The sequence below is a fragment of the Endozoicomonas sp. SESOKO3 genome (genome assembly GCF_024606255.1).
Window position 1 is genome coordinate 1 of the sequence record NZ_JAHHPR010000092.1, and the last position, 1,086, is coordinate 1,086.

General features: G+C 45.6%; 1 protein-coding gene. It reads right to left on the reverse strand.

Annotated elements, in window-relative coordinates:
• Positions 1 to 941, reverse strand: a 941-nt coding sequence (locus KDK18_RS01480) for a hypothetical protein (protein WP_257252676.1), incomplete at its 3' end; no start/stop codon positions are given.
• Positions 942 to 1,086: the final 145 nt, after the last annotated feature.

The window sequence follows — 1,086 nt, forward strand, 5'->3', positions numbered from 1 at the left end:
ATGCTATGCGGCTGTTGCTGCTGCGGTTGAGATTGAAATAGTTGACCAAAATCGTATTGACGTTCAATGGCAGGGATATCTTGCCATATGTCTAAAGGCGCGGTTTGCTGCTGACGTGTACCGATTACAGAACCAAAATGACTCATGCAGCTAAAGCAGTATCCATTGGCCAAATGGGCGCATGGGCTTTGTCCGGCGTTCGGCGGACGATCGGCGGGCTCTCCGCTATCGGATGATGGTCGAAAAATACAAACGTCATGACAGGGATGGACGAAACAATTTAAACCCAAAGTATGTGAGTGTTGTTGAGAACCTCCGTTACCACCGTCATAATCAGTAGTATTCAGGGGGCTGATGAAAGAGCCTGTAAGGCGGGTGGTTGCCCCTGAGGTTTCCTGACTGGATGATCCCGGTGGTTGGTTTTGTGGTTTGCTATGTCCTGAGGCCAACATCATTGTGATGGTGGCAAACAAGTGATTTCCCTGTTTCAGTAAAGATGTTGCCTCTTGTTGTTTGATCAGGTTAAACGACGGCAAATCGGAGTTCCAATAGTTTTTTAAAAGCCAGCCGAGGACAACAACCACTTCTGCAGGTAACCATGAATAAGGGGTGGAATTTGAAGGAAGGTTTTCGGTGGTCAGGATCGGTCCGTAACCCACCAACAGATGAGTGGCATAAAGCCATAGCCAGAAATTCGATTCAATAAGGGTTGTTTTTGCCCCGTAAACTGATTTGTCATCAGGCGATGAATCTGATTCTTCATAACCGTCCTTGTTGGTAATATCTGCTGGGCTGTCTGGCAGCGTTTGCCGGTCACGCTTTACAGAAAAGATCTGGTCTGGAGAACCTGCTTTCTGCTCAAAATCGACAACAAAGCGTCTCGTCAGCGGTTGAGCCTGACAGGTTGAAAACGACAATTGTAGTAAAAATAGCAGTACCACAAAGAATGAGTGTTTAATAATTCTATCGCTGCATTCTGGTTAACAGAGAGGAAGGATAGATCAAGAAAAGGAGTCTGTTTTTCTATCAAAAACCTTTTGTTAAAAACCAAAGTCAGCACTGCGAAAAACCTTATTAAAGGGAGGG